The organism is Cryobacterium sp. TMT2-4 (assembly GCF_004402575.1).
GTDB classification, from domain to species: domain Bacteria; phylum Actinomycetota; class Actinomycetes; order Actinomycetales; family Microbacteriaceae; genus Cryobacterium; species Cryobacterium sandaracinum.
The window spans coordinates 1-23,115 of record NZ_SOGE01000039.1; the positions used below are offsets into that span (position 1 = coordinate 1).

23 protein-coding genes are annotated in these 23,115 nt (G+C 63.9%); 13 read left to right on the forward strand and 10 right to left on the reverse strand.

Annotated features, from left to right (window positions below):
- Positions 1-131 precede the first annotated feature (131 nt).
- Both E3O54_RS14185 and E3O54_RS14190 read left to right on the forward strand, forming a co-directional pair.
- A complete protein-coding gene (locus tag E3O54_RS14185; RefSeq protein WP_134401869.1) occupies positions 132-770 on the forward strand; it encodes an SDR family oxidoreductase in 639 nt (212 codons plus the stop codon).
- Between the two features lie 438 nt (positions 771-1,208).
- Positions 1,209-1,823, forward strand: a complete 615-nt coding sequence (locus E3O54_RS14190; protein ID WP_134401870.1) for a recombinase family protein — start codon at positions 1,209-1,211, stop codon at positions 1,821-1,823.
- A gap of 121 nt (positions 1,824-1,944) precedes the next feature.
- Here E3O54_RS14190 and E3O54_RS14195 read toward each other — a convergent pair whose 3' ends face one another.
- Positions 1,945-2,346, reverse strand: coding sequence for a RidA family protein (locus E3O54_RS14195; protein ID WP_134401871.1), 402 nt, complete (start codon positions 2,344-2,346; stop codon positions 1,945-1,947).
- A 610-nt stretch (positions 2,347-2,956) separates the two neighbouring features.
- On the opposite strand from E3O54_RS14195, the gene E3O54_RS14200 reads away from it, so the two are divergent.
- The gene (locus tag E3O54_RS14200) at positions 2,957-3,361 is read left to right on the forward strand and encodes a hypothetical protein (protein ID WP_134401872.1); all 405 of its coding nucleotides are present in this window, start codon (positions 2,957-2,959) and stop codon (positions 3,359-3,361) included.
- 87 nt (positions 3,362-3,448) lie between these two features.
- Here the strand turns inward: E3O54_RS14200 and E3O54_RS14205 are convergent, their stop codons facing one another.
- From E3O54_RS14205 to E3O54_RS14215, 3 genes are all read right to left on the reverse strand, one after another.
- Positions 3,449-4,141 carry a hypothetical protein gene (locus E3O54_RS14205; RefSeq protein WP_134401873.1) on the reverse strand — a complete coding sequence of 231 codons (693 nt, stop codon included), beginning with the start codon at positions 4,139-4,141 and terminating at the stop codon, positions 3,449-3,451.
- A gap of 277 nt (positions 4,142-4,418) precedes the next feature.
- Positions 4,419-4,919, reverse strand: coding sequence for a hypothetical protein (locus tag E3O54_RS14210; RefSeq protein WP_134401874.1), 501 nt, complete (start codon positions 4,917-4,919; stop codon positions 4,419-4,421).
- Positions 4,920-4,998: 79 nt separating this feature from the next.
- Positions 4,999-5,649: a M23 family metallopeptidase gene (locus tag E3O54_RS14215; RefSeq protein WP_134401875.1), complete on the reverse strand. Its 651-nt coding sequence runs from the start codon at positions 5,647-5,649 to the stop codon at positions 4,999-5,001.
- A 219-nt stretch (positions 5,650-5,868) separates the two neighbouring features.
- Here E3O54_RS14215 and E3O54_RS14220 point away from each other — a divergent pair, with 219 nt between their 5' ends.
- Positions 5,869-6,333 (forward strand): cupin domain-containing protein, encoded by a 465-nt coding sequence (locus E3O54_RS14220; RefSeq protein ID WP_134401876.1) that lies wholly within the window; start codon positions 5,869-5,871, stop codon positions 6,331-6,333.
- Between the two features lie 81 nt (positions 6,334-6,414).
- Positions 6,415-6,639 (forward strand): hypothetical protein, encoded by a 225-nt coding sequence (locus E3O54_RS14225; protein WP_134374947.1) that lies wholly within the window; start codon positions 6,415-6,417, stop codon positions 6,637-6,639.
- Between the two features lie 7 nt (positions 6,640-6,646).
- Here E3O54_RS14225 and E3O54_RS14230 read toward each other — a convergent pair whose 3' ends face one another.
- The 3 genes from E3O54_RS14230 to E3O54_RS14240 form a co-directional block, all read right to left on the reverse strand.
- Entirely contained in the window at positions 6,647-7,009 is a 363-nt protein-coding gene (locus tag E3O54_RS14230; protein ID WP_134401877.1) for a GntR family transcriptional regulator, read from the reverse strand.
- Complete coding sequence (locus E3O54_RS14235) at positions 7,006-8,043, reverse strand: hypothetical protein (RefSeq protein WP_134401878.1); 1,038 nt, start codon at positions 8,041-8,043, stop codon at positions 7,006-7,008. The genes E3O54_RS14230 and E3O54_RS14235 overlap by 4 nt, the downstream gene beginning before the upstream one ends.
- Before the next feature lie 211 nt (positions 8,044-8,254).
- Positions 8,255-9,370 (reverse strand): hypothetical protein, encoded by a 1,116-nt coding sequence (locus E3O54_RS14240; RefSeq protein WP_134401879.1) that lies wholly within the window; start codon positions 9,368-9,370, stop codon positions 8,255-8,257.
- A 401-nt stretch (positions 9,371-9,771) separates the two neighbouring features.
- On the opposite strand from E3O54_RS14240, the gene E3O54_RS14245 reads away from it, so the two are divergent.
- The 4 genes from E3O54_RS14245 (at position 9,772) to E3O54_RS14255 (ending at position 11,925) form a co-directional block, all read left to right on the forward strand.
- Positions 9,772-10,215: a hypothetical protein gene (locus E3O54_RS14245; RefSeq protein WP_134401880.1), complete on the forward strand. Its 444-nt coding sequence runs from the start codon at positions 9,772-9,774 to the stop codon at positions 10,213-10,215.
- 187 nt (positions 10,216-10,402) lie between these two features.
- A complete protein-coding gene (locus tag E3O54_RS14250) occupies positions 10,403-11,170 on the forward strand; it encodes a hypothetical protein (RefSeq protein ID WP_134401881.1) in 768 nt (255 codons plus the stop codon).
- Between the two features lie 141 nt (positions 11,171-11,311).
- Positions 11,312-11,458, forward strand: coding sequence for a PxKF domain-containing protein (locus E3O54_RS17395; RefSeq protein WP_194087076.1), 147 nt, complete (start codon positions 11,312-11,314; stop codon positions 11,456-11,458).
- Between the two features lie 131 nt (positions 11,459-11,589).
- A complete protein-coding gene (locus E3O54_RS14255) occupies positions 11,590-11,925 on the forward strand; it encodes a hypothetical protein (RefSeq protein ID WP_134401882.1) in 336 nt (111 codons plus the stop codon).
- 721 nt (positions 11,926-12,646) lie between these two features.
- Here the strand turns inward: E3O54_RS14255 and E3O54_RS14260 are convergent.
- Together E3O54_RS14260 and katG are read right to left on the reverse strand one after the other, a co-directional pair.
- On the reverse strand, positions 12,647-13,156 hold the full coding sequence (locus tag E3O54_RS14260) for a DinB family protein (RefSeq protein WP_134343084.1): 510 nt from the start codon (positions 13,154-13,156) through the stop codon (positions 12,647-12,649).
- Positions 13,157-13,575: 419 nt separating this feature from the next.
- A complete protein-coding gene (gene katG / locus E3O54_RS14265) occupies positions 13,576-15,888 on the reverse strand; it encodes a catalase/peroxidase HPI (RefSeq protein WP_134401883.1) in 2,313 nt (770 codons plus the stop codon).
- Positions 15,889-17,030: 1,142 nt separating this feature from the next.
- On the opposite strand from katG, the gene E3O54_RS14270 reads away from it, so the two are divergent.
- Positions 17,031-17,477, forward strand: a complete 447-nt coding sequence (locus tag E3O54_RS14270) for a S41 family peptidase (protein ID WP_134401884.1) — start codon at positions 17,031-17,033, stop codon at positions 17,475-17,477.
- A gap of 127 nt (positions 17,478-17,604) precedes the next feature.
- Here E3O54_RS14270 and lepB read toward each other — a convergent pair whose 3' ends face one another.
- The gene (lepB, locus tag E3O54_RS14275) at positions 17,605-18,285 is read right to left on the reverse strand and encodes a signal peptidase I (RefSeq protein ID WP_241976917.1); all 681 of its coding nucleotides are present in this window, start codon (positions 18,283-18,285) and stop codon (positions 17,605-17,607) included.
- A gap of 288 nt (positions 18,286-18,573) precedes the next feature.
- On the opposite strand from lepB, the gene E3O54_RS14280 reads away from it, so the two are divergent.
- Genes E3O54_RS14280 through E3O54_RS14290 form a run of 3 tightly spaced genes read left to right on the forward strand, consistent with a single transcriptional unit; the run spans position 18,574 to position 23,071 of the window.
- Positions 18,574-19,050 carry a DUF2975 domain-containing protein gene (locus E3O54_RS14280; protein WP_134401885.1) on the forward strand — a complete coding sequence of 159 codons (477 nt, stop codon included), beginning with the start codon at positions 18,574-18,576 and terminating at the stop codon, positions 19,048-19,050.
- Complete coding sequence (locus E3O54_RS14285) at positions 19,050-19,322, forward strand: helix-turn-helix transcriptional regulator (RefSeq protein ID WP_104099214.1); 273 nt, start codon at positions 19,050-19,052, stop codon at positions 19,320-19,322. The genes E3O54_RS14280 and E3O54_RS14285 overlap by 1 nt, the downstream gene beginning before the upstream one ends.
- On the forward strand, positions 19,319-23,071 hold the full coding sequence (locus E3O54_RS14290; RefSeq protein ID WP_134401886.1) for an SCO7613 C-terminal domain-containing membrane protein: 3,753 nt from the start codon (positions 19,319-19,321) through the stop codon (positions 23,069-23,071). Before E3O54_RS14285 ends, E3O54_RS14290 begins: the two co-directional genes overlap by 4 nt.
- Positions 23,072-23,115 lie beyond the last annotated feature (44 nt).

Below are 23,115 nucleotides of genomic sequence, written 5' to 3' on the forward strand. Positions count from 1 at the left end.
TGGACAACACCAGCCGAGCTCCTCGTCGACGAACTAGAATCCAGCTAACCAACCAGTGTTGCGACGACCGCTGGAATTCGCCCTAGAACTCGCCCGGCAGAAGTGGTCCTGTTTTCAGTCGGCGTTAACACCTGGTTGAAGACCTAACTCAGCCCGGCGCTGTTGAGCGGATCGCAGACTTGGTCTCGTCGTGGAGCATCGTTGATCTTCTCGTCAATAACGCCGGAAATGTGCGCGCGGGCAGGCTCGAATTGACAAGCGATGCGGATGTCCACTCGATGATCGATCTGAATCTCACTGCTCCGATTCTGTTGACCAAGACCCTGCTTCCCGCGCTTCGGCACAGCGGGAAAGAACGCGGCAGCATCCTTGTGAACATCTCAAGCGGGATTGCGCTCGTCGGCATGCCGTTCTACTCGATCTATGCTGCAACGAAATCGGGTATTTCGCAGTTTGGCGAGTCGCTTCGCCGAGAGTTGATTGGAACGGGTGTGCATGTGGCAACCGTCTATCCCGGCGCGACCGACACGGCGATGATGACCTCACAGACTGCCGGTGCCGAGCTCGGGTGGGGACGTCGACCGCTCGAGGACGTCATCACCGACCTCATCGCTGCGCTCGAGGCTGGCGAACATGAAATCAACACCGCACCGGAGAGTCGTCGCGAGATACAGCAACTTAATATCACCGATCCGATGGCGGTGGATGCCGCCCTCGCGCCCGGCCTCGAGGCCCTTGAACTTGCGGTACGCGACCACCGCAGCATCTAGTAGACCAGCCCCTACCGCGGGCTAGGTGTTGTTCCCCCCGATCGCGCTCACAACGTCGGTGGGACCAACATTTAGTTCGAGCCTCCAACTGCTCCACCGCCAGGACCCATCATCGGTGGCAAGAGCCGCCCGCCATTCCGGATCGGCTCGGCGACGAACTGCCGCGCTGGCCGAATGACCGTCGCGAAACCCCACAGGATACGAGACACTCGGGCCGCTGTGGAGTCTGCGAGCTCAGCTCAATGGGTCATCAAGCGATCGCACAAAACCGGGTTCGGAATGTGACATGGGTGGCCCTCCTGTAGCCGTCACTTTGGACTATTTCTGCGTTGTTTGCGATACGGAGGCTGGATGACGGGTTGTGTGACAGTTTCTGTCTTCCTCGAGGGTGAGCCGCCTCTGTCGCGCAATCGAACGTTTAAATGACAGGGGTCGAGCATGCTCGTCGGATACATGCGCGTGTCGAAAGCTGATGGTTCGCAGAGCACTGATCTACAACGAGTCGTACTCCTGGCCGCCGGCGTCGCTGCAGGGGATCTCTACGAGGACATGGCATCCGGCAAGAAGGACGACCGGCCACACCTGGCGGCTTGCCTGAAGGCGCTGCGTCATGGTGACACGCTCCTGGTTTGGAAGCTGGACCGGCTCGGTCGAGACCTGCGGCATCTGGTCAATACGGTGCATGACCTCACCGACCGTGGCATCGGCCTCAAGGTGCTCACCGGAGAGGGCGCAGCGATCGACACCACGACGGCACCGGGGAAGCTCGTCTTCGGAATCTTTGCTGCTCTCTCCGAGTTCGAGCGGGCGCTCATCTCTGAGCGCACAATCGCCGGGCTTGCCGCAGCTCGAGCACGGGGGAGGACGGGCGGGCGGCCGTTCAAGATGACGCCGGCCAAGGTCCGCCTGGCCATGGCCGCGATGGGGCAGAAGGAAACGAAGGTTGGCGACCTCTGCAAGGAGCTCGGGATCACCCGGCAGACCTTGTACCGCCATGTCTCACCTGCGGGGGAGCTGCGGTCGGACGGTGCGAAGCTCCTATCGAAGAAGTAGTAGCCCCACCTGGGGAGTGTCAGAAGGGAACCCTGACCGGGACAAATCCGACTCGCCGGACCTGGCGCTTAACTAGTTCTTACCGCCAACCTTGATTTCGAACGCCAGGCCAGGTTAGCGGTCAATGGCGAACGACGGCGGCGATGGCGGCGATCTCGACAAGAGCTCCTGAAACACCGAGTCCGGCAACTCGGGCCCCCATGACTAGAGCTGGAGCATCCGAAGCGAGTGCGGACCCGATGGCTTGATACGCCGTGGCAAGGTCAACACCGTCGACGAACAGCACCGTCCACTGCACTACATCTTCGATAGTTGCATGAGCTGCGGCCAGCGCAATCTTGACGTTTTCTAGGGCGCGAATGGACTGCACCGCAACATCGCCTTCACCGATGAGTGAGCCGTCTGCGGCGACGGAATTTTGACCGCCAACGTAGATCGTGGTTGCGCCGGCCGGCACGATGGCGACGTGACTGAAAGCCTGACTGTGGACAAGCCCCTCAGGGCGGATGCGCTCAATGGTCATATCTCTCACGATTACACGACATACCGATAGGGGCTACTGGGAGAGTTCGAAACGGGGCCCATGAGACGAACCCTGTGCGGTCACTTCCCGCGACTTGAGGAGAAAGTCCCGGCGTGCGCAAGGGAATGTGGTTGCATGGCCAAATGGGAACGAGGGGATGGGTGGCTACCGCGTTGTGTGGGCTGGCCATCTTCATGGCATTGCCGCCAGCTGCGGCGATTTACGCGGTCCGAGATCCAAGCTATTCGTGCCTTGTGGACGCACTCCCGGCGTCTCGCGAAAGCGTAGACCCCGGACAGCCGATCGTTGGCCGGATCACGTTGATCCCGCTGGGGCTGCAGTGCGAATTCACGTCCATGACCGGACAGGCAATGACCTTGAAACCCGATGTGGTGTTGACCGCTATGCTCGCCACTTCAGCTGCTTCCGTTTTCGCGGCTGGCTTGGTGCTGGTCCAGGGAGCAGCCGTCGGCGAGTCCTTCTGGATGCAGAGAGACACCGGGAAAGTCCTAGCGAAACGGTCTAGGGCTGCGTGCACCCACGGACCGCGAAACGAAACTCTTGCGGGCCGATTTCGTAGTCGATACGTTGGCCTGAACCTGGGGGAAATGTGGCGGACAAGTTCACGTGCGCGAAGATGGTCGCGGTGGCCGCTGCCGCCCTGAGCCTGATGGGCTGTTCAGCTGCCGGTGGCTACTCCGACCTCATGAGAGAGCCCAGCGCAGAGGACGCTATTCCGAGCGACCTTCCTTTGCATGCATTGGACGGGTTCGACCTTGACAGCGTGCGATTTGTGCGTTCCCTTGACAAGACACGGCTGTATCTGGCGCAGGGAACTGACCTCCCTGTCTGCCTGCTCGCGTACAGAGGGGCCACGGATTTTCAAGGCGCGTGCGGCCCAGATATGACGACAATGAAGTCGGCAAGCTTTGAAGTCATGATCGTGAAGGATGGCACTCTGAATCGAGACGGCTGGACGAAAGTAGGCGAGAACATCCTCGTCAAGAACCACTAGTTCACGCCGCGGCCATAGCCGGTGCTGAACGCGACAGACTGCCTTGTTGACGGAACCCTTTGCGGGCGGGTCTGGTGCTGGGTCGTGCTAGATGGGGCGGATCATCGGTTTGAGAGTGACGAGTCCTGGTGGGAGGTCGCGGTGCCACGCTTCGATCTCTGCCGTGATCGCCCGTGGTGTCGCAATGATGTGGTCGACACCGTCGTCGTTGATTTGGTCGATGAGTGTTGACAGCGCCCAGAGCTTGACCTGGTGGGCGAGGTGTTCGCCGGCATCGCGGTACTGCTGTTGGGTCCATCTCGACTGAACCAGGTTGAGGAGATCGCCGTGTAGCTCGGTGAGAGACTCCCGTACTGCATCGGGGTCCGGTGCGGAGATGACTACTCTCCAGGTTTTGTCGGGGGCGCTCAGATAGCGGCGACTGACGATCGCACCGCTGGCAAGCAAGGCTCCTTCGACTGCGCGTGAGTGTTCGTCGTATCGCGGTGGTGTCCGATCGCCCGGTGCGGTGTTGGCCGGTTCGACCGTGAAGCCGTCATCGAACTCGGGGGCGCCGAATGCGTCGACGGTGAACTTCGTCCCGTCCCAGCCGCCTGAAACTGATACCCACGAGTCCGGCTGTTGACCGGTGACTCCTGGGATGAGAACGAGGGGGATGCCGAAGGTGTGGATCTCGTGCTCTGAGGCATCGGTGGGCGGTCGATCGTGCGTGAATCGAGGGATCAGAGCGAAGGTTCCACCACAGTTGATGAGCCAACCGGTCGCCGTGTGTGTCAACATCTGAGTCCTTGCCTGTTAGGTTCAATGCGTCTGCAGGAGTTCCCAGGGCTGAGGCATCCTTTGTCACGATGCTCCTTTGGTCCGAAGATACGCCCAGTCACGCTAAGCCTGTCTTTCCAGCAAGGTGGCGCTGTTGACGTGCTGACTCGTTCGCTCGAGACCGATCGTTTCGGGGAATGCGCTGGCGGAGTCGGCATCAGAGGAACGGTCAATTGGACAGTGGTGGCGGTGCGTTCGAGGATCCGTTGCCATTCACGTTCTGACCTGACGCTGCTGTCTACGGGTGCGCGAAGGGCTCGATCGATACCCCCGGCGCTGGAGCCCGGAACCCGGGGGTGTCGCAAGACACCTCTACGAGGTATATCCAGTTGTCGCCGTCGAACCCACCCGTCACTCGCAGTTGGTCGCTGTCAACCAGTCCAGCGATCTGGGCCCCGTAGGCGAACAAGTCGTAATCCGGGTCGAAGCTGGTGGCAAGGAAGGTTGACGTCCAAACCCGCGCGTAGCGTTCAGCGGTAGTCCACGGGTCCTCGTCCATATCGAACCAGGAGTTCTTTGCGGAAAAGGCAACTTCGTAGCCGTCTGACCTTTTCGCCCAGTGCGGGGTACCACTCAAGTCCTCGGACTTGGTCCAGCAGGCGGACTCCGGTGGCGCGGCGCGCTGCACGTCCCACGTTCCCTCGATTGCGTCGAAGGTGGGCTGGATGGAGCCCGCGATCGTGTCGGTGATGTTCGACCACTTGGTGAGCGTGCCGCCGGACGCAGCGGCCGGCGACACTTGGGCATCAGTGGATTGGGAAGCGCAGCCGGTAGCGCCCAATTAAAAAAGCGAGACCTCGGCCGGGTGCTTTTGCAATTCATGCGACGGTGAAGGTCTCGCCGTTCCTCGGGAGCCAGGTGCCACCGTTGACCTGAGGGCGTTCAAAGACGATGGGCCTGCCGCGCGCCGTCGGCCAGTTCGTTGAGTCCGTGACTTGCACGTGCACGTGAGGCTGCGTGCTGTTGCCCGAGTTCCCGCATGATCCGATGTTCTCGCCGACCATGACCACTGATCCAACTGCGGCGCTCACCGATCCGCGCTGGAGATGAGCGATGAGCACAAAAGGCCCGGCCGGCTCAAGCGCGATGACCACGTGATTGCCCGCGATCGCGCGCACGCCCTCTCGAACTCGGCGAGTCTGGGAGAGCGCGTAAGGAATCAACGCCAATTGTGAGCGCCGGGCCTCGTGATCCAGCTCGCCGTCGACCGCGGCGACGACAGTGCCCGATGCTGGCGCCAGGATCGGGGCGCCGAATCCGACAAAGACCACGGGGGGCTCCGTCGCTAATACGGAGCGCCAACCATGCTTTGCCGAATGGCCTCGTTCGTCGATGGCGACGAAGTCGATTGCGAATGTCGTGCCGAATAGATGGGTGCCATGGCTGGGAACACGGTTCGCCGGACTGTTCTCTGCGATCCACCGGCCCTGGAACGGAAATCGCAGCGCAACGGGGGGAGTGCGCAACATGCCAGCACCTCCGGCCGCGCATAGTGGTGTGGCCCGTTCGAGCGACACGCTCAGTGTAACGAGAGGCACGACTCCACCGGGCCCGACTAGATTGGTCCAGGTTGAGGCGGGCCGCCCGTAAGCCGGACGGACAGCGCGACAAATCCGTGAGCATGGTCTCAGGAGGATCGAACCGCGGGAAGCCTTATGATCCGATCCGGGCAAAGCTACGATGAGATCATGACCATCGAAGACACCGGTCCCCATCCTCAAGCATTCGATCTGGAGACCGAGACCCTCAAGAACCCGAACTACCGCACCGTGGCTTGGAGTGGCACCTACCTGCAGGTCACCCTCATGTCGATCCCGGTCAACGGGGTCATCGGGCTAGAAAAGCACCCTGACACCGACCAGTTCATTCGACTCGACCGCGGCCGTGGCCGCGCCCAGATGGGACCAAGCAAGAACGAACTGACCTTCGACGAGGAGGTAACCGATGGGTGGTGCGTCATCGTTCCAGCTGGCAGCTGGCACAACGTGACGAACATCGGAGATGAGCCCATGCAGGTCTATACCGTCTACGCGCCGCAACACCACAAGCCGGGCAAAGTTCAGCAGACCAAGGCGATCGCCGACGCCGACACCGACGATGCACCCGCCGACTGGTCCGTTCAACCAGAACCCGTCGCTGACCAACACGCCTGAACGGAGCAGCCCGACCAGGAGCCCCGCCATCGCCGCGTTGACGGCAGCTACGCTCGCCAGCACCTGCCCCGAGCAGCGTAAGTGCGATTGCTGCCGGCGGCGTCGCGTTGGGGGGCAAAGATCGCGCAAGGCCGCACCGGCGAACTCGCTGTCATCACGGGCGCCGAACTCGCGATGATGACCGATACGGCAGCCCTCGGACACGCCCCGCTCGGCCTCGCCGTATTCAACCGGGTGGCCCGGACGACAACGCCCGAATCTGTAACCTGGGTGAAGGACAGCGGCCGCGCCGATGCTGTTCGGTAGGGGAACGTCATGCGGGCGGGTGCGTCGCCTCTGTTCGCCAGACCGCGCGGAGGATTGCGATGGTGTCGTCGAGGGAGACGAGTGCGCCTTCGCTTGCTTCCGCGAGCGCGCGGGCGTGCTCGATCACTGCCTGAGGCGCCCGGGAAGCCCCGGGGGCCACGCGGGTGCCGGCGGCGGTGCGGGTGACGATGAGTCCGTCGCGTTCCAAGGACTTGTAGGCCTTTGCGGCTGTGGCCTGTGCGACGCTGAAATCTCGAGCGGTTTGTCGGACGGTTGGCAGGCGTTCGCCGTCACCGAGTTGTCCGGAGCGGATCGCTCCGCGGAAGAGCGCATCGATTTCGTCCGCAGAGCTTGGCGTGGTCCCGGTCATCGCTGTGGTCCGTTGGTCGAGATTTCATGCTCCGGTGTTGCGAGGCGTGAGCGTCGTGTTGCGAGTGCGGCTCGGGCGGTGTCGACTGCAAGTCGGAGGAGGAACGCGACTCCGCCGGCCTGGAGGGCATAGCCCAGGAGGTTCATGGGGCGGGCGATTGCGTCGTAGCCGCCGGCTACGAGAATGCGCGGGTAGGACTGATTGTCGGATACCCACTGCTCGTCCAAGCCGACCAGAGCTTGCCCGGAGGAACCGGTGTGCATCCACACGGCTCCGAGCGTTGTGATGAGTCCGCCGAGCAGGATGAACGTGAACAGTCGAGCGGTTAGTTCTCGTTCCGAGCGCACGCTGGAGGCGGTCGATCGGGCGAACACGGGCCGGTTGGCGTCCGTGTGAAGCACGGCGAAAAAGACGGTGCAGGCCAGTGCCAGCGCGACGAGAGTGGCGAGATGGTTCGGCCATCCTGCCCCGGACAGGTAGCCGTACCCGCTGTTGAAGCTCATGTAGATCGGCAGGTTAGTGTAGTCGGGAACGTTCCCAAAGAACGGTCCGTCTTCGGGCGCGGTCCTGGCGATCGCAATCTGCCACACCGCAGTCAGCGCGAGCAATGTCGCGGTGATTCCGGAGATCCAGAGCAAGGTGCGAGACGCGAACGCATGCCACGGGCGGCGCGGAACAATTGAACGCTCACCCGGTGCGGGAAGAGGGATCCGTCGAAGGGCTACGGCCGCCGCAGCCACCACCAGTGTCGCCGCGAATAGCGGGGCCGGCCGTCGCCACCAGCCGTCATACCCGGAAACGTCAGACGTCGACACGGCGATCGCGCTGACCGCCGTCGCGACGACAACCACGAGCAAGGAACCCGCCACTCCCGCCCAGGTGAGAGTGGCCGTGCGCAACCTGGTCTGGGGGAGTGAAACCATCCGCCGGGGACGAACCCACGACAGAGCGAAGAGGACCAGGCCGAAGGTGATGGCCAGTTCCAGAGGTAGCAGATCTTGAACGGCGTGCACGAAGAGAAAGAGGAAGTTCATCTAGGCCCCCAGAAGATCGAATCCCTCGCGAGCATCGCGAGCATTGTGCTGTAAAGGTAGCACAAGATTGTGCTATCCAAACAGTGCAAGTTGGCGCGGGGAAATTCGTGTCCGATCGGCGAACCGTTAGCGCGGCAGCAAGGGATGGCTAGCGCGACCGAGTCTCTGTTGCGCGCAGTTGGTCTCCGCGCAACAGAGCCCCTCGAGCGGTTTATCCAATCAGTTCCAGAACGGGGCCTTCGTGCAATGCCTTGTAGATGTCGTCGCGGATGGTGTTTGCTTCGGGGTCGGTGAGCGTCTTGGAGAGGGGCCGAAGCGTCAGGCGGACGAGTGCGTTCGCCTGATCCGGCCGAAGTCTCAGCCTGTCCTGCGCGCCGCGGGGGAGATCCGCGTGCGCGGTCACGTCCAGGACTTCTACCGATTCGAGGTCGTCTATGCGATCACCCAATGCCGCTCTGGCTCGATCGCCGAGGGTTTCGGCGTCGGCATCCACGTCGACGACGATCGAGATGTCGCGGCGGATCGGCGGCATGACCGAAACGGCCTGCCAGGGTGAGAGGTTGAGCATTTGCTGGCCGATCCGTGGATCCTCCGCCCGCAAGAGACGAATGTCGGGGATGCCTTTTCTCAGCATCAATGCCCGGTCGAGACCCATGCCGAGAGCAAGTCCCGACCAAGCATTGGGGTCCAGGCCTGCCGTAGTGAGGATGTGCGGTGCGATCAATCCGCACTCGGCGAGCTCGAGCCACTCAGCACCCACCAACACATCGACCTGACAGCCGTGGACCGTGTAGGGATGCACTGCGGGAACAGCGCGCCACTCCGCACCAGGCAGGACGGCCTCCACCAGGGTTCCGATCATCGTCTGCAGGTCCGCGGCTGTGAGCATCGTGGTAGAACTCACCCGCCACAGATCGACCTGGTGCGGGGCCCCGACGTGAGTGCGGTCGATGGCGTCGCGGCGATAGACCAGACCGGGCAGCACCAGCAGCCGGTCGTAGCTGGCCTGCGTCGACAACTCGTGCAGCAGGGTGGGAATCGACGCCGAGGTGTGGCTGCGAAGCATCACCGTGGGACTCACATAGCGCGAGTACCGCTGATCCCTGGTGACCGACGCTGGGTCGAAGCCCAGCTTGTCGTAGTTGTCGACGACAGCCACGAGTGGACTGTGCCGGATGGTCTCGGCCGAGATGCCCCAGTGGCCGGCGAGAGCGGATGCGACGTCGTCGAGCAGCGTTTGCATCGCGTGGTGGCCCTGGGCCAGGTTGGAGAGGTCTCGAAGGTTGAGCGCGTCGGTGAGTTCCGTCGCGGAGAGATATGACGTCATGGTCTGGTCCTTTGATGAGATCGGATGGGGGAGCCACCCCCGACCGATCTGTCGCTGGACCTAAGCGCGTGCGACTAAGCCCATGCGACCGGTAACCGGTCGAGGGCGAAGAAATCGCAGCGCTACGTTCGTGGGCTCAGCATACGCACAAGAACGCTGAGACTGTGCGGATTACTGAATGTCGCTTCTTCGAGCCGACCTCCAGAGTTGTGGTGTCTGACCTGGGTGCGCGAGTCAGTCATCACCGCCTGCCGTTTCGCTTGGGAACGTTCACCGGGACGCACTCTTGTGCTGCCTCCGAGTACTGGGCGCCTTCGAACATCCACTATTTCCGTCCAGGAGTGGGGCCGAGATCCGGGGGCTGACACGATAACGTCGAATCAACGAGCAGAGGAGACGTGATGCCGGCAACAGGCGAGGGCCGACGAGTCTTGTGGCTGGGGCTCCTTGTGGTCTGGTCTGCGCTCATCGCAGTGGGAATCACCGTGATGTACACGGGCCTGAGAAAGGCCGGCTACTTCGAGCCGACCGAAGAGGCTCTGGAACTCGCCCGTGTGGGGAAGCTCCAGATCTATGCCGGCTCGGCGGCGCTAGTCGTTGCCGCTGGCTGGGCTCGGATGATGCTCACTCCAATCTGGGCCTGCATCCTCGTAGCTAGCCCCGCCGTTCTGGTTGGCGGTCTGACGCTTGCAATTGACAACTCTCTTTTGCCCCACCTCGCCGCTTTGGTTACGTTTCCGATGGCCGTCGCCGGCCTCATCAGCGGTCTGATCCTTGCCAGGCCGCTGGGCCGCGTGAACTCTGCGCCCCCTCGCTCTCCGGCTGAGGCGGCGGAGTCAGGCTGACTCAAACGCCGCACCCTGAGGAAGCCGCTGAAGGTTCGCCCGGGAGTCGCTCGTGGGGGAGTCAGGCACCTGCTGGTTGACCTCGCGCTGTGGGTCGATGCGCGGCGGGTGGTGGGGCCCCGTAGTGGGGCAGGGCGCGCGCAAGCTGATCGGTTCCTGCGTGTTGCCGTGTGCAAGGATCAGCCGCATGAGACGTCAATCGTGGGCCGAGTACGAGCGCACCCTGCTGCTCGGAGGTGCGTGGCTGCCCGTGACCGGCTGCATCCTGTTCGTGAACGCCCCGGTGGAGCGGTGCGTCGAGATACTGCTCACTGGTGTCCGCGGCGCGCACGTCCTGAATCACTACGGCCACCCGCTGCGGGTCCGGCCAGTCAGCGCGGATTCTCTGGATGACCTCTTGACCAACCTGCTGCCCTTGGAGGGCGCCGAGCACCGGCACAACCTGCTCATGGCGACAGCGAACCCGGAGTGGACGGCGATGTTTGCTTCGGATTGGCGCGGACAGGACCCTCAATCTCCGATGGCCTGGTTCGCCGTGGCCGGAGTCGAGTCGGTAAAGGTGGTCGACATCCCGCACACCTACGACCGGACGACCCATAGCGGGTTCTACGGTTCGCGGAAGATACAGATGTACTCGCTCACCGCCGAGAACGACGTCATCGGCCACTCTCTCGGGGTGCGGGCCGTGGACACCCGGCGCTGGGAAGTCGTGGAGCCAATCCCGCCCTTCCCCGTCGGCAACATCTGGGATCCGACGGCGAAACGAATACTCGACCGTTTCACTCACGAACACCTCGTGGAGATGACGGCCCTGTTCGGGTTGCGACCCTTCGATGAGGACTTCTACGTACCCGAGCGTCGGGCGCTGATCGTCGAACGCACCGACCCCGTCCAACCGAACGAACGAACATTCACCCTTGCTCAGGCTCGGGGCGAGGAACCGGTCATCTGGTAGCGCCCAGCGAACCTTCTGTAGATACAGATTCCCTTTCCGCGCCACTGAGGGAAAATACCTGAGCGTTCTCGTGGGTGAAGGTTGAGCTCTGCAGACCGCTGTTATTGGGCCGGTGCCGTCCTACCTCGCCGTACGATACGTGTGACAGCTACCGGAGGCCCGATTGATCGAACTCATTGCCACACGTGCGTCTGGAAGACCGCGTCCACGTGGGCAGGCACCTGCCGAACATTCACTCTTGCGCTCGATGACGGCAGCTCCGACGTCGCCAATTTCAAATTCAAGTGATGATGACGCAGAGCGGTGAAGAGGCGGAGTCGGCTCGCGGCGTGGGCTCGGTTCTGGCCTGGGCAGGGATCCTCGTCCTGTGGTCGGCCCTCGTCGTTTCATGCACTCTGCTTCTGGGCCGTGGTGCTTACATGACCGTGTACTTCGCAGCAACGGGCGAGGCACTCGCAGAAGCCCGGACCGGCAACCTGTTGATCCTCGTCGGCTCACTCGGCCTGTTCCTCGCCGCGGTGTGGGCGCGACTGATGCGCGTGCCGCTGTGGGCCTGCATCCTGGTCGCTGTTCCGGCGGCTCTTGTTGGTGGGCTCACGCTGGTTGCTGGCGCCACGCTAATTCCGGAGCTCAGTTACCTTCTGGCGGTACCCATTGCCGCTGCTGCCCTCATCAGCGTTCTGATCCTTGCCCGGCCGATCCGCCGCAACCCAGTGACGATTGAACGCACCTCATCCAGGTCCGACGAGGCGTGACTCGCGCTGGCTCCGGGTGCCCCAGCGCGTCGATTGATGGTCAGGAATCAGACTGAGCTTCCGCCCGCCGGCGGCGAGTGCTGATCACTATCCATCTGAAGATGGCAGCATTAATCACAGCCAAGAGGAAGAATCCCAGGTAGTACAACGCCGCGTTCAGGGACAGTGCTCCGACGGCCAATTCTTCTGGCCCCGATCCTTGCGGTGAACCCAGTGAACCTGCGACGTAATACGGAGTTGATAGCGGCAACGTCAACACAACGATGACTAGAACCATCGCTTCGGCTGCGCCCGTCCCCGTCCCCGTCCCCGCGCCCACGTCAAAGGCGCGCATCACGCACACCGACGCAATGAGCCCGCCGACTGCCGCCAGGTAAACGCCCATTATCGCAACGGCCCAAGAGGGCAGGCGGCGCTTCCGAGTCGGTTTTGTGCGGTCAGTCGTCTTCTCCGAAAGCTACAGGCCGCGCCCGACCCCGGGCAATAAGCCGTGGCAATCGTGCCCTATTGTCCTTCGAGTTTTTCCAAACCATCAACGAGTGTCAGTTGACGGACGTCCACGGGCACAGATTCGGCGCTAATTCGTCGAGGTTCCGAAATATCGGGGGAGTGGCGTTTGGGAACCCGCAACGCGACTGGTCAACGGCCGATCACCGAATGAATATGGTCGATGCCTGGTCCAAGACGTTCCCTGTGGCGAGGATTCTGACGTCTCGGTTCGCTATTCACCGACCGTGCCGTCGATCGCTTCGCGCAGAAAATCGGCGTGGCCGGCGTGGCGGGCGGTCTCCTCGACAAGGTGCAGCAGCACCCATCGGAGCGAGAAGTTGCGGCCATCGCCCAGCGCCTTGACCGACAGCTGATCCAAGCCTGTCGATTTGGACACGACTGCCCGGCTCCGATCACAGGCTTCGCGGTAGCGACTCCGCAACTGCACAGGATCGAGAAGAGCGGCAGTGCGGAACTCCCAATTCGGGTCGTCGTCCCAGTCGACGCTGGCCCATGGCTCTCGATCAGGGAGGCCAGCAAAGCGGACCTCCATCCAGTCCTCTTCCACCAGCGCCGGATGGTAAAGCAGGCCCGCGAGGGTGAGTTCGGACGGGGAGTGCTTTTGTGCCAGGTGCTCCCGGGTCAGGCCGTCGGTCTTCGAAAGCAACGTCTCACGCTGATAATCGAGGTACTGCGTGAGCATGCCGAATTCCGCGCAGTTGGGATCAGGATCGATTCGCATTCGCTCATCCTGCCAGGGAGCGGAGACGCGTCGCTAGGCGAACCTCTACCGGTCACGCGCATTCCTCAGCGGGACATGACCCCGGAAGGCTCAGGCCTTACGAGCCGCCACAGAGAACATCAGCGGCACCCTCTCGCGATTCGAGGCCAAAGCAAATCCGGCCGGCGTCTCTACGAGTGGGGGCAACGGCTTCCAGGGCATAGCGGCCCGTCCACCCTCGCAGGCCGTCGAGGTGCGAGTGTGGTCGACCACGTGCTGCCCGCGGAGGTTCCTTGGCCGTCCCCAGCCTGATCAATCCGTGCAACGTTCGGCTCGCGGCCTCAAGCGTCGTTCGGTCAAGGCCTCGACGGCTTGGAGGCTCAGCGCGTGACCGCGCCGTGCCTCCACGCCGTCAGCTCGCCGGGACGCGACCTCCGGGGTCAGGCGGCCATCGCCCCGTAACGCTTGTGGCCCTTGACGTCGTAGCGGTCGAGCATCATGACCTTCGACCAGACGCGGATGAATTCGCGGACGAACCGCTCTTGCCCGTCGCTGCCCGCGTAGGCGTCGGCGATCGACCGCAGTTGCGCGTTCGAGCCGAATACCAGGTCATTCCGGGATGCCCTCCAGCGAGCCTCGCCGGTCGCCTGAACCCGACCAGTGAAGGTCATCGCGGTCTCGTCGTCCTTCGTCCAGATGAGGTCGGTGTCGGTCAGATTCACGAGGAAGTCGGTCGTCAGGGCTCCGACGTGATCCGTGAGCACACCCACGTCGGACCCGTCCCAGTTGCTGCCGAGCACGCGGAGCCCGGCGTGCAGGACGGTCCACTCCGGTGCGGTGAGAGTGAACAGGTTCGCCTTGTCGAGGAATGCCGCCTCGGGCGCGACGCCCGGAGCAAACTCTTCGAAGCGCTCCGACACGAAGTTGCGGAACCCGTCCGCAATGGGTCGCAGCCACTCGAACATCTCGATGTCGGTCAACTCCTGCGTCGTGTCGACACGGCCTGGCGTAAACGGCACGCTGGCGTCAGATCCTGCTGCCCGTGCCGCTTGCTCCACGGCGGCGCTGCCGGCGAGGACGATGAGGTCGGCGAGAGATACCTTCCGTCCGTCCGACGTCGCCGTGAAAGCCGCCTGCACGTTCCGCAGCGCGTCGATGACTGGGACGGTGCGTCGGTTGACCGCCCAGTCTTTCTGCGGCGACAAGGCCAGGCGGGCACCGTTCGCCCCTCCGCGCTTGTCGCTGTCGCGGTAGGTCGAGGCGGCGGAGAACGCCGTGTAGACGAGGTCGGACACGGACAGCCCGGTCGCGAGGACGGCTTCCTTGAGCGCTGCCACGTCGGCCTCGTCGAGTGAGGATCCTGCTGCGTCCGGGAGCGGGTCCTGCCAGAGCAGGTCGTCGGCGATGGTGACCTCCGGGCCGAGGTACCGGTGCTTCGGCCCCATGTCGCGGTGCGTGAGCTTGTACCAGGCCTTCGAGAACGCGAGGGTGAACAGATCGAAGTCGGCCAGGAAACGCTCGCATATGGCCCGGTACTCCGGGTCGACCTTGAGTGCGATGTCCGAGGTCATCATCATGAGCGGGTTCATCTGACCGGGTACGTGGGCGTCCGGAGTCTTCGGCGCCTCCGGGTCAGTCGGTGTCCACTGCAGCGCGCCGGCCGGGCTTTTCGTCTGCTCGTAGTCGTACACGAACAGGTTCTCGAGGTAGGCGTTGTCCCACTGTGTCGGGTTCGGAGTCCAGCTGCCCTCGATGCCGTTGGTCGAAGTGTGCTCGGCACTGCCGGTACCCACCGGGTTGTGCCAACCGAGCCCCATCGACTCGATCGGGGCTTTCTCGGGTGACGGTCCGATGTCGGATGCGGGTACCTGGCCGTGGCTCTTACCGAACGCGTGGCCACCGGCGATCAATGCCACCGTTTCCTCGTCGTTCATCGCCATCCGCGTGAACGTGATGCGAATGTCGCGTGCTGAGCCCAGCGGGTCGCCGTTCGAATAGGGCCCCTCAGGGTTGACGTAAATGAGCGCCTGGTGCGACGCGGCCAGGGGGCTCTGCAGGTCGTAGTCCGCGTCGCCGTTCTGACCATGCCAGCGTTCGTCGCGGCTCACCATCTCGTCAGGGCTCGCGACCGCGTGCGGGTTCCAGACCTCCGGGCCCCACCAGGTGCCGTCGTCCGGTTCCCACGCATCGAGTCGTCCACCACCGAAGCCGTACGTCGGCAGGCCCATCAACTCGAGGGAGCAGTTGCCGGTCAAGACCATCAGGTCGGCCCACGACAGAGCGTTGCCGTACTGGTGCTTGATCGGCTGTAGGAGTCGTCGTGATTTGTCGGTGTTGCCGTTGTCCCACCAGCTTCCGATTGGTGCGAACCGCTGCATCGCGGTGCCCGCTCCGCCACGGCCGTCGGCAATTCGGTACGTGCCGGCGGCATGCCACGCCATTCGGATCATCTGTGGACCGTAGTTGCCGTAGTCCGCCGGCCACCAGTCGACCGATGTGGTGAGCAGTCGCTTGATGTCCGACTTGAGCGTCGTGAGGTCGATCGTGGCGAAAGCCGCCGCGTAGTCGAAGTCCGCGCCGAGCGGGTCGGCGTCTACGCCATTCCGGTGGAGAAGCTCAACCCGGAGACGCTGCGGGTACCAACTGTCCAGGGTCGGCGACTGACCGAAGGTGCCACCGAGGTGGTCGCCACCTGCTGGCAGCGCACCGCTCATGTGGAAACTGCATGTGTTGGTCTGGTCGTCAGTGCCCATTGATGCTCCCTGTGTGCTTTAGCTGGATGAGAAACGGTGTCGTCGGGGTCACAATTTAACGATCAGCCGCCGCATCGCAGCAGCGTCAATCTGTGGTGCAGCGATGCTTCGACGCTGCTGTGAGGCGGTGCGTCGCGGGCTGCCGACGTGACGGGAAGCCCGATAGAAAGATCGTATTCCCGCAAGGTGTGCGTGGCATGCCAAGAAAGTGACTGACTTCTAGACGGCGGTGGTGCGGTGGCCGAGCGCACGACGGCCAAACATAATAAAGCCCTGCGCCGATTGCTGCGGTGCGGGCGATGCGAAGCCCGGTGAAACCGACGCCGGAGGATGGGGGCTGTCGAGAGCTTGATTTCCGCGAATCGTGTTCCGCTCGCGGTGACCTGGGAGCACCCCCGCCAGAGGCTCCTAGTGGGGAACGGTCAGCGGGTAGCCGAGTCGAGGTGTTTTAGGACGCGGCGCAAGTAGGTGCCCCCTATGCTTGCGGCAGAACAGGACAAGTCGCTCCATGGCGAGCGGGCTTTATAACGGGGAGACGTGCCATGGCTGCCAGTAGATGCTCTGGTCTCCGCTCTCTCGTTCTAGTCGCACTGGCCTTCGGCCTGACTGTTCCTGTGACAGGTTGCGTGCCGGCCGTGCCAGGCAAACCTCCGCCTTCGGGAAATCCCGCGGTGCGCGAATACGTGGAGTCTGCCCTCGACTTCATGGATGAAAACGGCCTCTACGCCACTCGCAGGAAGTGGAAAGAAGCTCGAGCTCTCGCATCGGTGAGCGCGTCCTCCGCAGAGACCATCGCGGAAACCCACAGTCCACTGATGCGGGCAGTGTCGGCCGCCGGAGGAAGAGCGCATAGTCGCTTCGTCCTGCCCCCAGGCCAGTTGGGCTCGGTCCAGTTGCCGCCGACGGGCGAGAACCGGCCAGTCGTCAGCTTTGCCACGGGTAGCATCGCTGCCATCGATGTTCCCTGGTTCAGTAGCAGCGACACGAGAGAAGGCCAGTCCTACATCGACGCTGGTGCGCGGGGGATTTCAGACGCAGAAACGCGGGCACGGTGCGGGTGGATCGTGGACCTGCGCGGCAATGGGGGCGGAGATTCCTTCCCCATGCTCGGGGCTGTGACGCCATTGCTCTCCTAGGGCACCGTGTTGTCGTTCATCCGCCGGAATGGCAAGTCGGAAGTCGTGCGCATAGATGGCTCCGCCGTAACATACGAATCGGACGGATCAACCGAAACGCTTGCCACGTCACCCGTGACCGGCTCATCGCAAGCCGGTCGGAACATCGCCGTCCTGCAGGGTCCTGAAACCGCCAGCGCAGGCGAGTCGACACTCCTGGCATTCCGGGGTCAATCGGGCGTGCGCACTTTCGGAGAAACGACGACCGCGGGTTTCGCGACCGGGAACACGTTAAAGACGATGTCCGACGGCGCAGTTATCGTGCTGACGGTAGCCCGCATGGCGGACCGCACTGGGCTCACCTATCCAGACGGTATCGACCCCGACCAGCAAACAGGCGCCGCCGCCCTTGGCGAGGATCCGACCTGGGCCGGCGCGATCGACTGGCTCAACGCGAACTGCGAGCATCCGTAAGGCGGACGTCCATGGACGCAGAATCGGCGCCAACCCGCCGAATTTTCGACATCTCGGGGGAGTGGCGTTTGGGAACGGCTATCGGGAATCCCTCTCGGTCATGGGACGAAACCCTGAGTCGTGTGCATCATCGGTCCTGGCCAGTCTCTCGGAAGGTGTTCGGGTAGTTGTCGAGCCAGGACCAGTGACCGACGGGCCAGGTGATCACGAACGCCCGGCCGACGACATTGATAATGGGCACGAAACCCTTGCTGGGCGTGGTGGTGTGGAGCCTGCTATCCGCCGAGTTGTCGCGGTTGTCGCCCTCGACCCATAGAGAAACTGCGGGGACTGTCACGGTGAAGTACTTCTCAGGAGAACGCGTCGTCCCGGGAGATGCTTTGAGGTAAGGCTCGCTGAGAGGCGCATCGTTGACGGTGATGTGGCCGGTGGCGTCGCAGCAGGCGACTTTGTCGCCGGGCAGGCCGATGACGCGTTTGATGAGATGGTCGTTCGTTTCTTGCGCGCCCAGGCCCACCTCGGAAAAATACCATCGGATGCCATCGGCTACAGGATTGCCCGGCTGGACAGTGCCGTGTTCGGTTGCGCTTAGCCATCCACCGGGGTCTGTGAACACAACGACATCGCCACGGGCGATGGGGATGAGGTCGGGGACGAGTTCGTTGACCATGATTCGGTCTTTGACTTGCAGGGTGTTTTCCATCGATCCCGAAGGGATATAGAAAGAGCGAATGAGGAATGTTTTGATCAGGAACGATATGAGCAGGGCAACAAAGAATATGACGAAAAGGTCTCGGAAGAAGCGCACGATTCCGTGCTTACGGTTGGAATCACCCTGGGTTCTCTTGTCCCGCCTCAGGCGCATAAGTACGTCGTGATTCGTCAACTTTCCCCCTGCGCTGATGCTGCTGGGTTCAGTGTCACCCCTCTGCACTCCCGAACTCTTTTGCGGAACCCTCACCGGGACACCTCCACGGCGTCGACGGTTACGCCTTCTCGCGTTGCGGTTAAGCCGCAGGGTGCCGTGGCTTCCATTCAGCGCAGGCAGGATGTATCGTTTGTCGATAGCAGAGCACCGATTATCGATAGGACTCACATGCACAAGGCAACCATCGACTCGTTGAAGGCCCTCATCGTCGCGATGATCGTCCTTCTCCTGGCCTGCCAGCTATTCATGGTCCCCGGTGTGGCACGGCAGTCCGCCGAGACCTACGCAGACCTCGGCTATCTCCAGACGCCGGGCATCATCGTTGCCGTGCTCTTCCTGCTCTGCGTGCAGGTCGTGCTCGTGTGCGTGTGGCGGCTCCTGTCAATGGTGCGCACGTCCGTCATCTTCAGCGACAACGCGTTCTTATGGGTCGACGTCATCCTCTGCGCCATGGTCCTAGCGACCCTTCTCATCGGGGTGTCGATGGCCACCCTCGCATCGGCGAATGTCGCCTCCCCATCGGTGATGCTGCTGTGCGCACTCGGCGTCGTCGTCGGCGCAGGACTCGCTCTGCTGATCCTGGTGCTCCGGGGACTCCTGCGAAACGCGCGACAACTGCAGCAGGACCTGTCGGAGGTGGTCTGATGCCCATCGTCATCAACCTCGACGTCGAACTCGCCAAGAAGAAGATGTCCGTCGCTGACTTCGCGGCCGCGATTGACATCACGCCGGTGAACGTATCTGTGCTCAAGAACGGCCGGGCCAAAGCGGTGCGCTTCTCGACCCTCGACGCGATCTGCCGCGTACTCGAGTGCCAGCCCGGCGACATCCTCATCTGGGTGCCGGACGACTCGGGGCCAGATGCCTCGGATCCGCACAACCCGGCGCGAACGAGCGATGCGGCGGAAGCCTCGTGAGCACGCCTGCCCCGATGAGCCAGTGGAGCGACATCGCCGTCGCGCGTCTTCTGGACGATGCGTCCTGCCCGTCCTGCGGGGTCGATGCCCTGCAGAACAGGCGCTGCCGCAACTGCGGCGCCGACCTCAACGGGAGAATCGGCCTCGAACTCTGGAGCGCCTCCCGGGACGCGGCCACCGCCCTGCGAGCGCGGCAGGCGGTGCTCGAGCGTGTGCCGCGCTTGCTCGCCGAGCCGTCTGGAGCCAGTGCAACCGAACCGTCGCCGGCGGCGACTCCGCCAGCATCTGCCGCCCTCGCTGCGCCCGCCGCAGCCAGCCCAGCTGCCGCTGATCCGCGCTCGAGCGCCACAGTTCAGTCGGTGCTGGCGGTAGCGGGTGCCGGGCTGTTCGCGATCTCGGCGATCGTCTTCACCTTCTTCAACCCCGACCTCAGCGATCGTGCGCTGCGCAGCGTGATCGTCGGCCTCATCACACTCTTGTTCCTGGGCGGCGCCTGGCTGCTCGCGCGGCGCAGGCTGCAGTTCTCAGCCGAGGCCGTCGGTGCGCTTGGAATGCTGTTCGTCGCCCTCGACGTGTACGCGCTTTCCGAACTGACCGTGAGCGGCCTCAGCCCGTGGGTGTTCACTGCGGTCGGCACACTCGCCAGCGGCTCGGTCATGGTGGCACTGTCGCGGGTGGTGCGCATCCGGACCTGGCTCTGGATCTCCCTGCTCGGCCTTTCCGTGGTGCCTTCGATGCTCGGGTACGCGGGCGGCACCGTGTTGTCGGCGGTCATCGGACACCTCGGCACCGCATTCGTCGCTCTCGCACTCGTCGCACTCGTCCGCGCCACGGCACGCAGATTCGACGGGCGCCTCCGGGCGGAACAGGTGACGCTTTCGGTGGTGCAGGTGGTCGCCGTCGCAATCGTGCTCGCTCAGGCGAGACTGATCGAGGCCGACAGCACCACGGGATACTGGCTCGGGATCTGCGCCATCCTTGCCGCGATTGCGGTGCTCGCCGGCCTCGCCAGCCGCTATCTCGCACGCGGTCTCTGGAGCTTCGTCGCCGGGGCTGCCGGCGTCGCCGCATTCACCGGGCTGCCATTCGCCCTCGACCTCGGGGCCCATGGCGCCGAGCAGTGGTACTTCGCCTTCATCGCTGTCGCGGGCGCCGCAGGACTCATCGTCCTCGGCGCCCTGGCCCCGACCCCGGCGACGATCGAGCGGCGACGGTTCACCGGCGGCGCGTTCGGGATGGCCGTGGTCAGTGTCCTGGCGACGGTGCTCGTGGCGCTGCTGATCGGCGCCGCGAAGGTGCTTGGTTCCTTCAACGGCTCCGATCTCGTCGCCTCAGTGATTGACACAGGGGGCGTGCTCGCGGTCGTGCTCGGCCTCGCCGCCGGTGCCATTGGCTTCGGGGTCTTCGCCGCAATCACCCTGCACCGGGACATCGCCCAGGCGCCCCTCGCGAACGGGGGCGCAGCGCTCGCTATCTGGCTGGCGGCGCTCTCAGGGCTCGTGGTCGTCTGTGCCCCCGGCCTCTTGCCCTGGGCTCAAATCGCGATCGCCCTTGGGCTCGCGGTGGCCACGAGCGCCGCGCTCGTTCTCGTCCCGGGCATCCGGGCGGCTTCGCTCCGCTTTCGCCTTCCCCTGATCCTCGCGGCTCATGTGGCGGTCCTTCTCGCCGGCATCATCTCGTGGACCGACGTTCGCCTCGCGGCGTGGGCGGGCATCGCAGTCGTCACGGCCATCATCGCGCTCGCGCGACCCGTGCCCGCCGGGACTCGTTTTCTCCACGTCGCTGTCGGCTACGCCTACGCCCTCGTGGTCGTGGCGACAGCGCTCGGACAGCTCGGCATCGGCACGATCGCGCTCCTGTGCCTCACCACGTCGATCGGGCTGATCGGCGCAATCGTCGCGACCGCCCTTCCGCAAGTAAAACCCGCAGCCTGGTACTCGATCCTGGTCGTGACATCCGTGCCCTTTGTGATCGGCGTGATCCAGGTGGTCTTCGAGCGCAGTGGCTGGACCGCTCTCTCAACCGGCATCATGTTCCTGCTTGCGATGACCCTCCTCGTTTCCCGCCGGCCCGGACTCGGCATCGTGCTGCGCGCGATTGCCGCGGGCCTGCTCATCCCGTCCCTGGCCGTCGTCGTCGTATGCCTCGGCGCCCAGGTGCTTGTGGGCAGCGCCTCACCCGTGACGCTGCCGGTCATCGCAGCGATCGTCGCTCTCGCGCTCCCGAGCACTGGGGTGATTCGCTCGGCCCTCAAGCGACGCGGCATCGGCGAACCGGACGCCACGGTCGCGCGGATCGCCCTCGAGGTGTCTGCCATGCTCACCGGCGTAATCGCCGTCGGGCTCGCGCTCATTCGGGTGGCGGCTGGCTTGCCGACGACATTCCTCGTGCTCATCATCCTCGCCCTCGGCGCAGCGGCGACATCGTTCTGGGCGAAGCGCCGCTACGGATGGTGGACCGCGGCTGCCTGCCTCACGGGAGCCTTGTGGTGTGTGTGGGCTCTGATCGGTATCGGCCTGCTCGAGCCATACCTGCTCCCGCCGAGCCTCGCAGCCACGACCATCGGCCTGCTCCTCACCGCGCGCGGCGCACAAGGCGTGCCGCTGTACACCGGCGGGCTCCTCGTCGCCGTCGTGCCGACCTTGGTGGTACTGGCGGTGTCGGAGGCAGGTGAAACCGTCGGTGCAGCATGGCGCGGCTTCGGGCTGGTCGCCGCGTCGTGGGTGCTGCTCGGGCTCGGCCTGCTGCTCGACCGGTGCGTGTCGCCTCGCGCCGAACGGCTGCGCACACTCTGCACGCCGACCCACGCGGTCGCGATCATCGCCGGGGCTGCCGGGGCTATCCAGGGCGTGCGCTTCGGCGTCGGTGCCGACGTGGTCCAGATCGCAGGAATACCGTTGGTCGTGGTGTGTCTCGGGATTGGCCTGGCCGGCGCCGTGCCAGCTGCCGCAGCGGCGCGGGCCATCTTGTCCCATGCCGAGATATCTCAACCGGCGCGCATCCGAGGGTGGTCTTTCGGTCGCCTGTCTGCTCGCTGGCTTTATGCCCCCGCCGCCCTGTACGTCGGGCTCGCTACCTGGACGGCCATCGAACGAGACTGGTTCACGATCTGGCTGATGTGGTCGCTCATGGTCGCCTACCTCGCCGCCATGGTCATTGTCGCGGTGCGGCTGCGAAACGGGCGGACAAGCCTGCCTCCCGTTTGGTTCATCTTCACGCTCGCGTTCGTCACTGCGATCGTGGCTTGGAGTCCGCGTGACTTGCGAGTCGAGTGGTTCTCGCTGCCCCTGGGCCTTTTCCTACTCTTCGCCGGCGTTGCCGCCATTCGCGGCAGGCAACGGGATACAGCTGACACCCAGCGCGGCACGCTCAGTAGCTGGCCCGCCCGCTGGCACGGCTCGTGGCCGCTGCTCGCCCCCGGGCTCGGCGTGATGTTCCTGGCCTCGATCCTCGCGACTTTCACCGACCCCCAGACCTGGCGGGCCATCCTCGTGATCGCGATTGCGCTCGTCGCCATTCTCGTCGGCTCGAGCCGGAAACTCGCGGCACCCTTCCTGCTGGGCATTATCGTGCTGCCCATCGAGAACATCTTCGTGTTCGTGGCGCAGATCGGCCGCGGCATCGAATCGGTGCCGTGGTGGATCACGCTGGCCGTCGTCGGCGCCGTGCTGCTCATCATCGCCGTCACCTATGAGCGTCGAGCCGGGGACGACAACAGCATCGCGGCGCGATTGGGCGACCTGGCATGAATTCCGCACGCCGAGGCGCCGCTGAGACGTAAAGGACGGCGACA

Coding starts and splice junctions, on each gene's coding strand:
- E3O54_RS14190 (WP_134401870.1), top strand. CDS start 1,209: ATGCTCGTCGGATACATGCGCGTGTCGAAAGCTGATGGTTCGCAGAGC.
- E3O54_RS14195 (WP_134401871.1), bottom strand. CDS start 2,346: ATGACCATTGAGCGCATCCGCCCTGAGGGGCTTGTCCACAGTCAGGCT.
- E3O54_RS14205 (WP_134401873.1), bottom strand. CDS start 4,141: ATGTTGACACACACGGCGACCGGTTGGCTCATCAACTGTGGTGGAACC.
- E3O54_RS14215 (WP_134401875.1), bottom strand. CDS start 5,649: ATGTTGCGCACTCCCCCCGTTGCGCTGCGATTTCCGTTCCAGGGCCGG.
- E3O54_RS14220 (WP_134401876.1), top strand. CDS start 5,869: ATGACCATCGAAGACACCGGTCCCCATCCTCAAGCATTCGATCTGGAG.
- E3O54_RS14230 (WP_134401877.1), bottom strand. CDS start 7,009: ATGACCGGGACCACGCCAAGCTCTGCGGACGAAATCGATGCGCTCTTC.
- E3O54_RS14235 (WP_134401878.1), bottom strand. CDS start 8,043: ATGAACTTCCTCTTTCTCTTCGTGCACGCCGTTCAAGATCTGCTACCT.
- E3O54_RS14240 (WP_134401879.1), bottom strand. CDS start 9,370: ATGACGTCATATCTCTCCGCGACGGAACTCACCGACGCGCTCAACCTT.
- E3O54_RS14245 (WP_134401880.1), top strand. CDS start 9,772: ATGCCGGCAACAGGCGAGGGCCGACGAGTCTTGTGGCTGGGGCTCCTT.
- E3O54_RS14250 (WP_134401881.1), top strand. CDS start 10,403: ATGAGACGTCAATCGTGGGCCGAGTACGAGCGCACCCTGCTGCTCGGA.
- E3O54_RS14255 (WP_134401882.1), top strand. CDS start 11,590: ATGACCGTGTACTTCGCAGCAACGGGCGAGGCACTCGCAGAAGCCCGG.
- E3O54_RS14260 (WP_134343084.1), bottom strand. CDS start 13,156: ATGCGAATCGATCCTGATCCCAACTGCGCGGAATTCGGCATGCTCACG.
- katG (WP_134401883.1), bottom strand. CDS start 15,888: ATGGGCACTGACGACCAGACCAACACATGCAGTTTCCACATGAGCGGT.
- E3O54_RS14280 (WP_134401885.1), top strand. CDS start 18,574: ATGCACAAGGCAACCATCGACTCGTTGAAGGCCCTCATCGTCGCGATG.
- E3O54_RS14285 (WP_104099214.1), top strand. CDS start 19,050: ATGCCCATCGTCATCAACCTCGACGTCGAACTCGCCAAGAAGAAGATG.